Here is a 9,617-nt window from a genome sequence, read left to right on the forward strand (position 1 = left end):
GCTTTGCAAGGCCGCAGCAGATTTTGCGGGAGCTTGTACATGGCCGCCGCACGATTCGCCGTTTCTTTCAGGCCATTAACCATTGCAGTGCGCTTTGAACGGGAAAAATTCGACGGCCGCCCCCGGTTTCTGTGCCATTTTTGCTACAGGTTTGGCCCTAATGTCCGGAATCGCACTTTTAAGGGGTGTCTAATCCATTATATGCTCACAACCTCGAAAAATCTGATAGATACTGGCCGAAAGCTCCGGTGGCAGGCTTGGGCAAATAAGCGCCAATAAAAAAACAATGGCGCGGGGATAGTCACGGGGTAGAAATGACCAGGACGGGTAAGGTTACCGTCGGCTGGCGCGTTGCGCTTGCTGTCACGGTGTCAATGCTGGCTTGTGGTAGCGCCAGCGCACTCACACTCAAAGAAGCCGTTGCCGTCGCTGTGGAATCCAATCCGGAGATTGGACAGGCGATCGAGAACCGCGAAGCAATCGAATTCGAGCTGCGACAGGCCAAAGGCCTTTATCTTCCCAGCGTCGATCTGGAAGCATCGACCGGCGTTCGCCGCCTGGACAATGATACACGGCGCGCGCTCGACGAGGATCACAAAGCCCTCTATCCGAACGAGGCCGACCTCACCGTCTCGCAGACGCTTTATGACAGCGGCGCAAGGCGGGCGGAACTGAACCGACAGGCCTCGCGGGTCGATGGGGCTTCCTTCAGGGTTCTGGAACGGTCCGAATTCATCGGGCTCGCAGTCGTCCAGGACTACCTGGAATACATGCTGCAGGCTTCGATCGTGGCCGAAGCCAAGAAGAACCTCGGCTTCCATCAGTCCATCCTCAGCGACATCAAGCAAGGCATCGCGGGCGGCGCGCTCAACGACGCCGACCGGCAGCAGGCCGAGGAACGCCTTTATGCCGCCAAGGCGCGGATGCAGGAAGCGACCGAAGAACTCGAGGCGGCCAAGATCCGCTTCTTCAAGAATGTCGGCAAGCCGCTGACCAACGCGTCGCGGCCGGCCGATGTCGCAGCCGCCCTGCCGCGGTCGCTGGACGATGCGATCGGGCTCGCCAGGCAGAACAATCCACGCGTCCATATGGCCAACAGCGACATCGATGCCGCCGCTTCGCTGGTCGACGCGGCGCGGGCGAAGTACGGCCCGACGATCACCGCCGAAGGCGTCGCCCGGGGCGGGTATGACATCGATGGCGACAATGGCGACGCGAGCGACCTGCAAGCCCGGGTGGTGCTGCGCTGGAACCTTTATCGCGGCGGCATCGACAAGGCCAACGAGCAGGAACAGATCCGCCGCACCAGCGAGCAGCGCCTTGGGCTTCACCAGGTGCTGCGCGAGATCGAGGAAGCCGTTCGCACCTCGTGGGACCGCCGCTTCCGCCAGGCGGAACTCGCAAAGACGCTGCGGCAGCAGGCAGCCACCAATGAAAAGCTGGTCGCCTCCTATCGCGAGCAGTTCAAGGTCGGGCAGCGATCGCTGCTCGATGTGCTCGATGCCCAAAACACACGCTTCAACACCGCGACACTGGCCGACACGTCGTCCTACGCGTCGCTGTTTGCAGAATACCGGCTGCTGGCCGCAACCGGGGAATTGCTGAAGACACTCAACATCCAGCCGGCAAAGCAGGCCGCGGCCTACGCCCGTGAGGAATTCGGTGTGCCGGCTACGGCCGATACCGAGACCTATGCGCGGACGCCGTCGGAGCAGAAGAACGATCTGCCGTTCGACATCCTCGCGCCGGTCAGGAAAAAGTAGCCGATGTAGCGTCGATCTTCGGTCCTTCGGGGCGGATCGTGAACCAGCAACCTAATATCCTATCGCCCAAGGAGGCTTTCAAAGCCTGCTTCTGCGCTGTCGCGGCCTATCTCGGCAGGCCGAGCGCGGAAACCGTGCTGTTCGCCGGCGTGCCGATTTCGGAGACACGCATCGAGCCCGACGAAATCCGCCACCTGGCCGAGCGCATCGGCCTGGAGGTCCAGGATTTCAGCCATCGCGATTTCCTGCGTGGCCGCTTCGATCTTCCGGCCATCATCTTCCGCGTCAGCCAATTGCCGGTCGCCCTCCTGGCGGAGATGGAAGCCGGGCAATATCTGACGGCGCCGCAGGAAAACGGCCGCACCACGATCGACAGGTCGGAACTCGCCGAAAGCTATATCAGCGGCGGCACATCCTTCTCGATCACCTATGCCAACCAGGCCGAGGAGATGACGGTCGGCGCCGCCGCGCGGATCGAAAGGCGCCACTGGTTGACCGGCACCATGGGGTCGTTCTGGCGCACCTATTCGAAAGTGGTGCTGTCGGCGGTGTTCATCAACCTGCTGGCGATCGCCTCGCCGATCTTCACCATGAACGTCTACGACCGCATCCTGCCCAACAAGGCGATCTCGACGCTGTGGGTGCTGGCGCTCGGCATCGGCGCGGCGATCCTGTTCGACCTGCTTCTGAAGACGGCCAGGGCGTCGCTGATCGACTATGCCGGCCGCAAGGCGGACCTGCGTATCTCCTATCTGCTGTTCGAGAAAGTGCTGAATTCCTCGCTTTCGGCGCGGCCCGGGTCGACGGGCGAATATGCAAACCGCGTCACGCAATACGAGTTCGTGCGCGAGTTCTTCACCTCGAACACGATCAGCGTCTTCATCGATACGATCTTCGTCTTCGTCTTCCTGGCTGTCATCTACGCCATCGGCGGCTGGCTGGTGGTCATACCGGCGCTGGCCTTCGTCATCTCCGTCATCGTCGGGTTGATCACGCAGCGGCGGATCGGCAAGCGGGTTGCCGCCTCGATGAACGAGGCGTCGCAGCGCCAGGCCCTGCTGGTCGAATCCATTTCAACGCTGGAAACGATCAAGTCGCTGCGCGCCGAAGCCTATCTGCTGCGCAAATGGGGCGAGCATTCGAAGAACGCGGCCAACACGTCGGAAAAGATCAAGGAGCTCTCGGCGGCGGCGGGCAACATCACCGGCGCCATCCAGCAATTCGTGACGGTCGCCCTGGTGGTGGCCGGCGCCTATGCCTTCTCGGAAGGCCAGGTGTCGACCGGCGCCATCATCGGCACCGTGATGCTTGCCGGCCGCGCCGTGGCGCCGCTCGGCCAGATCGCCATCACGCTTGCCCGATTCCGGCAGGCCATGCTGTCGCTCAAGATCATCAACACGATCATGTCGCAGCCGGAGGACCGCCCCGACACGGTCGGTTTCGTCAACCGGCCGATCCGCAGCGGGGCGCTGGTCTTCAAGAATGTCGGCTTCGCCTATCCGGGCACGGAAAACGAGGTTCTGAGCGGACTCAACATCGCGGTCAGGCCCGGCGAGCGGATCGGCATCATCGGCCGCATCGGTTCCGGCAAGACCACGATGGGCCGGCTGATCGGCCGGCTGTTCCTGCCGACGTCAGGAGAGTTGCTGCTCGACGGCATCGACATCCGGCAATACCATCCCTCGGAGGTCCGCGCCGCGGTCGGCATCGTCGCTCAGGCCGGCGACCTGTTTTCAGGAACCATCAAGGAGAACCTCTTGATGGCGGCGCCGGAAGCCACCGACGAGGAGATCATCGATGCGGCGAAAGCCGCCGGCGTCGACGACTTCGTCTCGCGGCATCCGCGCGGCTACGACATGAATGTCGGCGAGCGTGGCACCAATCTCTCGGGCGGGCAAAGGCAGGCGGTGGCAATCGCGCGGCTGCTTTTGACCAAGCCGAAGATCGTCTTCCTGGACGAGCCGTCAGGTTCGATGGATCTCGCTTCCGAACGGCAGTTGATCAAGCAGCTCAAGGTGGCGTTCGACCGCAGCACGACGCTGATCGTGTCGACCCATCGCTACAGCATGCTGGAACTTGCCGACCGCCTCATCGTCATCGACCAGGGCCGCGTCGTCGCCGACGGGCCGAAGGAACAAGTCATTCAGGCGCTGCAGAAGGCAAATGCCTGACCGGAACATATGGACATGCTAGCAAGGGAAGACCGGCCACCACTTTTCGCCTCGGCGTCCGTCTACATCGTCGGAGCGCTGTTCGTGTGTTTCACGGCCTGGGCGTCGTTCGCCGAGGTCGACGAGATCGCGCGCGGCGACGGCAAGGTGATACCCGCTTCGAAGACGCAGATCATTCAGGCCAGCGAACCGGGCGTCGTGCAGGAGATCGCCGTCCAGATCGGCCAGATCGTCAAGAAGAACGACCTCATCATCCGTCTCGACAATTCGGGCAATACTTCGAGCCTTGGCGAAGAGAAGGCCAAGGCGCGAGCGCTGCAGGCGCGGATCGCCAGGCTGCAGTTCGAGCAGAGCGGCAGTGTCGAAGGGACGTTTCCCTGCCCTGTGGAAATCCAGAAAGTCGCGCCGGAGATCTGCGACAACGAGCAAAAGCTGCTTGTCGCGCGCCGCGACAATTTCGAGGTCAAGCTGTCGGTTCTCAAATCGCGCCTCGACCAGCGCGAGAAGGAGCTGGACGAGGCCACTGCTAATGCCGACCGCCTGTCCAAGAGCCTTGCCGTCACCGACCAGGAAGCGGCGCTGGTCGAACCCATGGTCAAGAAAGGCCTGATGGCCAGGACCGAACAGATCCGCGTCGAGCGGGAACAGACCGATCTTCACGGGCAGTTGACCCTGGCCGGCGAGACCATCAAGAAGACCAAGTCGGCTATCACCGAGGCGCAGCTTCAGGTGAACGAATTGGGCCTGCAATTGCAGCAGGAGGCGTTGAGCGACCTGACGCAGGCGCTCGCCGATCTTTCCGTGGTCGACGAAACCATCCGCGGCGCCACCGACAAGGTGGCGCGCACCGACATCCGCTCGCCGGTCGACGGCATCGTCAACACGCTCGACGTCAACACGCTCGGCGCCTTCGTGCAGCCAGGCGCGGTCGTGGCCGGCATCGTGCCGACCTCCGAGACGCTGCTGGTCGAGGCCCGGGTTTCGCCGCGCGACGTCGCCTTCATCCAGCCGAACCAGGAGGCGCTGATCAAGGTCACGGCCTATGATTTCTCGATCTTCGGCGGCATCGAGGGCAAGGTCTCCAACATCACCGCCGACAGCCTCGTCGACCAGAAGACGGGCGAGCCCTACTACCAGGTGCGGGTCGCCACCGACAAATCGACGCTTATAAGGAACGGCAAGACCTATTCGATCATCCCCGGCATGATCTGCTCGGTCGACATCAAGACCGGACGCAAGACGATCCTCAACTATCTTTTGAAGCCCATCAACAAGGCGCGTCAGGAGGCAATGAGTGAGCGATAGCGCCATCCATCCGGACACTTCGCGCGAACGGCTGCTGCCGGCGCTCGCGGCCGAGGATTTCGGCCCGGAATTCCGCGTCGTGGCGCGCGGCGGCGTGCGTCGCGGCATCCGGCTGGAGCGGGCCTTCTGGGTGTCGCTGAAGCAGATGGCCGAAAGCCGCAAATGCACGATCGGCATGCTGGTCGAGGAGATCGCCGAACACCATCCCGACCAGGGCAATCTCACCTCGGCGATCCGCGTCGCCTGCATGCGCGGCCTCGCCGAGGAAAGCATGGAATTGCGCAAGCTCGCTTCGATCCGCACGATCAATGCAATCCTGATCGCCTGCCCCTCGCCCGCCTTCGCGCTGTCTTCGTCGAAGAAGATCCTGGCCTTCAACACGCCGTTCCAGCAACTGGTCAGGCGTCAGTTGCCGAGCGCGCCGGGCGAGGATGGGCGCCAGGACCTGAAGCTGGCGCTCGACCTCAACGTTCCCGACATCTTCGCCCGCCTCGACGCCAATGGCGAAACGCCGGTCACCAGCGGCTTCGTGATCGGCGCGGGCGAGCGCCGCTATCGCGGCCAGCTCAGCGCCGTGCGCGCGCCTGTCACCGATCCGGAACTGCTGATGGCTTTCGTCTACAACGGCTAGAGCTACGCATTTTCCTGGAACGGCGGTTTTCAGTCCGTAATGCGTGAAGACGATAAGCGACCGTGTGTATTTTCGGCGAGACGCTGAACCGCTCGAGTCTACTGCCTCAGGCTCGAAGCCGCCGATGGTTCCAGCGATCCTTCGCCCGGAGCGACCGTCGCGAAGCCGCCTGCGATGTCGGCGATCTGCGCGCCAGACTTCGACCCATGGATCCAGGCGCGATCCGTGCTGAAGGAATAGAGCGGAACATAGTCGGGCAGTTCGCTGTCGCGCAGGACGGCGTTGCCGAGGCTGTCGAGGATGAAGGCGCCGCTTCCCGTGCTTACCGACAGGACGGCGTGGAAGAACTTGCGGCGGCGATCCTGGAGCACCACGAGCGACATGCTCTGTGACGGGATCCCGGCCCTGAGCAGCGCCGCCATCTTGAGTATGGCAAAATCCTCGCAATCGCCGGCGCGATGTTCGAGGATTTCCGAAGGCTTTGCCCAATAGTCGAGCTTGCCGTAGACGACGCTGTCCTTGCGATAGGCGATCAGGCGGTTGATGCTGCTGTTGACGAAAGCGAGCTTCTCGCGAAAGCCCTTGTCGGCGGCAATGTTGATGATCTCGGCGAAAGCCGGGCTCTCGCGATCGCAGACGCTGCCGGCGGTGCAATCGACGATGGACCTGTAGACGGGAGCCCAGCGCGCCGCGACCGGGAAGTTGCGCATCGACAAAGCGACGGAGCCGAAGACACCGGGGATGATCGCGGCGGTCTGGATTGGGTCGATGCCGGGATCGGCCTTGGCGCTCGAGTGGGCTTCAACCGCGTAGGCCGCTGCCGGCGCGTAGCCTGCCGAAACCTCCGCGATCCGGTAAGCGGTGGCCGGCTGCCAAGGCAGCGGCCGGGCCAGCGAAACGCCGCCAAGGCTCGCCGGCGCAAGCACCTTTTGCAGGACCGAATCTGGGCCCGGATCTGCGCTGGCGGACGATGGATTTGCCGAACCGGCGAGGCCGATCGCCAGCAAAAGAACCTTGATCCCCGTCGGGCCTGCTTTTTGTATTTTCATAACGCCCACCTTTAACTGTGGACGCTACCAATCTTGTCTCAAATTATCGGAAAGGAAGGTAGGTAAATTTCCGCGAATCACTCTATTCTGTTTTGCGTCAAATTTTATTCAAAATTATACTTCCATTTACCAAGGTGAAGGCGCGCGGCGCGGTCAATCCCGCCTTCCTTCAGATCATGCATACCCAGATATATCATCGCGATTTACCAAGTGTAAAAAATGCGATTCTCTACATATTCGAATATATGAAATCGATTGAAGGTCTGTTGCAAAGTCCAGGCCTGACATGTCTCTTTCCGGGAAATGCCGGAGGGGCTTCAGCTATGACGACCAATATCGAATTCGACGCCGTTTCAAATTCCTGGGACGAGCACGCGAGTGCTGGTGAAAATCATATCTCGACGGGTGTCCAGGTTGCGCAGGCGACCACCGGCCAGGCGGCGAGTGAGCCGGTGCCGGTCGATGTCGGCAGCGGCGCGCCGGCGCAGGGCACGGCCGATGCGCCGGCCGCGAACCAGCCGGCAGCCGATGCCAAGGCCCCTGCTTCCGCCGCTCCCGCAACGGCGGCAAACGCAGCGGCAGGGAATGTCCCGCATGAATATCACGTCGAGGCCGGCAACGTCGTAAAGCTTCCGGCCAGCGTGTCGATCGACAACATCAAAGTCGACGGACATGATCTCGTCCTCACGCAGCCCGACGGATCCCAGATCGTCATCAAGGACGCCGCGTTGAATGTGCCGACCTTCATCCTCGGCGACGTCGAGGTGCCGCGCGTGGCCCTGATCGCCGCGCTCGAGGCAAGCCATGTCGATGTCGCCTTCGGCGCCGACGGCTCGATCTCGGCCGGCGGCAACGGCTCGCCGGGCAGCGCGGGCGGAAATTTCGAACATCCCGCAGGTGGGATCGGCGACGGCTTCGGCCTGACGTCGCTGCTGCCGCCGACGGACCTGGCGTTCGGCCAGCCTGATCATCGCGAGCTGTTCCCGGGCCTGGTGCGCGACTCGACGCCGACGATCCTCGACCTGACGCCGTCGACCAGCGGCGGCGACACTATCGTCGATGAAAAGGGCCTGCCGGCGAGCTCCGGCTCGGAAGGTTCTGGCGAAGCGGCGGCGCCTGGCTCCGACGGCGATCCCTCCGAGCACAACACCGGCACCTTCACCATCAGTTCGCCTGATGGCATCGGCTCGGTGAACATCAACGGCCAGGTGATCTCGGGCGCCGAGCTTGCCAACAGCGCGTCGACGCCGATCAACATCACCACGCCGCTCGGCAAGCTGACCATCAACGGCTACGACGCCGCCACCGGCCAAGTGAGCTACACCTACACGCTGGAGCATAGCGCGCAGCATCCGGACGGCGCCGGTACCAATTCCACCTTCGACAACTTTACGGTGACAGTCACCGACAGTGACGGTGACGTCTCGCTGCCCGGCACGCTCTCGGTCAAGATCGTCGACGATGTGCCGGTTGCGCACAATGCGGATGCCGGCACGCTGACCGAAGACGGCGCCACGACCGCCGTCGGGGGCAACGTCACAACCGACTACAACAATATGTTCGGCGCCGACGGCCCGGCAGCGGCGAGCCCGGTGAGCTGGGGCGCGGCGACCGCCACGCTGGGCGGCAACACGGTCAACCTGGCCGACTACGGCACGCTGACGCAGAACGCCAACGGCACCTGGAGCTTCGTGCTGGACAACAGCAAGCCGGCGACGCAGGCGCTGGAGACCGGCGATACGATCAACGTCTCGCTCGGCTACACGCTGACCGATCACGACAGCGACGCCGACACCAAGACCATCACCTTCGAGATCAATGGCGCCCACGACAGCTCGACCGTCGTGGTCACGCCGAGCGATGATGCCAATGCCAATGGCGCTTCCAACGTCGTGTACGAACACGGCCTGACCTCGGTTGCCGACACCAGCGAGACCGACACCGGCACGTTCAAGGTCACGGCCACCGACGGCATCAAGGACGTCACCATCGGCACCGAGACCCACACGCTGGCCGACTGGCTCGGCAAGACCATCAACACGGGCGAAGGCACGCTGACGGTCACCGGCGTGACGCCCTCGGGAGCGGGCACGGAGGCCACGTTCGCCTATAGCTACACGCTCAACGGCGCGCAGCCCCATCCTGCCGGCAACGGCAACAACACGCTGCCCGACAGCGTTGCGGTTGCGGTCGACGGCATCGGCGGCACCCACGGCGACGGCACCATCAGCATCGTCATCGTCGACGACGTGCCGGCCGCGCATAATGCGGATGCCGGCACGCTGACCGAAGACGGCGCCACGACCGCCGTCGGGGGCAACGTCACGACCGATTACAACAACACGTTCGGCGCCGATGGCCCGGCAGCGGCGAGCCCGGTAATCTGGGGCACGGCGACCGCCACGCTGGGCGGCAACACGGTCAATCTGGCCGACTACGGCACGCTGACGCAGAACGCCAACGGCACCTGGAACTTCGTGCTGGATAATAGCAAGCCCGCCACGCAGGCGCTGACCGACGGCAACACGATCAGCGTATCGTTCGACTACACGCTGACTGACAAGGACAGCGACGCCGATACCAAGACCATCATCTTCGATATCCACGGCACCAACGATGTGCCGACGATCACCGGGGACACCACGGGTGCGGTCGTCGAAGCCGGCAATGCCGATCTCGGCACCGCCGTCGCCGGCAC

Annotated in this window: 6 protein-coding genes; 5 read left to right on the forward strand and 1 reads right to left on the reverse strand. The window is 63.1% G+C overall.

Features of this window, described 5'->3' with window-relative positions; translation table 11 throughout:
- Positions 1-314: 314 nt before the first annotated feature.
- Genes FJW10_RS25450 through FJW10_RS25465 form a run of 4 tightly spaced genes read left to right on the forward strand, consistent with a single transcriptional unit; the run spans position 315 to position 5,870 of the window.
- Positions 315-1,763 (forward strand): TolC family protein, encoded by a 1,449-nt coding sequence (locus tag FJW10_RS25450; protein ID WP_140902119.1) that lies wholly within the window; start codon positions 315-317, stop codon positions 1,761-1,763.
- 38 nt (positions 1,764-1,801) lie between these two features.
- Positions 1,802-3,934 (forward strand): type I secretion system permease/ATPase, encoded by a 2,133-nt coding sequence (locus FJW10_RS25455; protein ID WP_140902121.1) that lies wholly within the window; start codon positions 1,802-1,804, stop codon positions 3,932-3,934.
- Between the two features lie 15 nt (positions 3,935-3,949).
- Positions 3,950-5,239, forward strand: coding sequence for an HlyD family type I secretion periplasmic adaptor subunit (locus tag FJW10_RS25460; protein WP_140902123.1), 1,290 nt, complete (start codon positions 3,950-3,952; stop codon positions 5,237-5,239).
- Entirely contained in the window at positions 5,229-5,870 is a 642-nt protein-coding gene (locus FJW10_RS25465) for a ribbon-helix-helix domain-containing protein (protein WP_140655301.1), read from the forward strand. Before FJW10_RS25460 ends, FJW10_RS25465 begins: the two co-directional genes overlap by 11 nt.
- A gap of 98 nt (positions 5,871-5,968) precedes the next feature.
- Here the strand turns inward: FJW10_RS25465 and FJW10_RS25470 are convergent, their stop codons facing one another.
- Entirely contained in the window at positions 5,969-6,919 is a 951-nt protein-coding gene (locus FJW10_RS25470) for a transglutaminase-like cysteine peptidase (RefSeq protein ID WP_140902124.1), read from the reverse strand.
- Positions 6,920-7,242: 323 nt separating this feature from the next.
- Between FJW10_RS25470 and FJW10_RS25475 the strand changes: the two genes are divergently transcribed.
- On the forward strand, positions 7,243-9,617 hold a 2,375-nt coding region (locus FJW10_RS25475; RefSeq protein ID WP_210239828.1), incomplete at its 3' end, for a VCBS domain-containing protein.

The organism is Mesorhizobium sp. B4-1-1 (assembly GCF_006439375.1).
Taxonomy (GTDB): domain Bacteria; phylum Pseudomonadota; class Alphaproteobacteria; order Rhizobiales; family Rhizobiaceae; genus Mesorhizobium.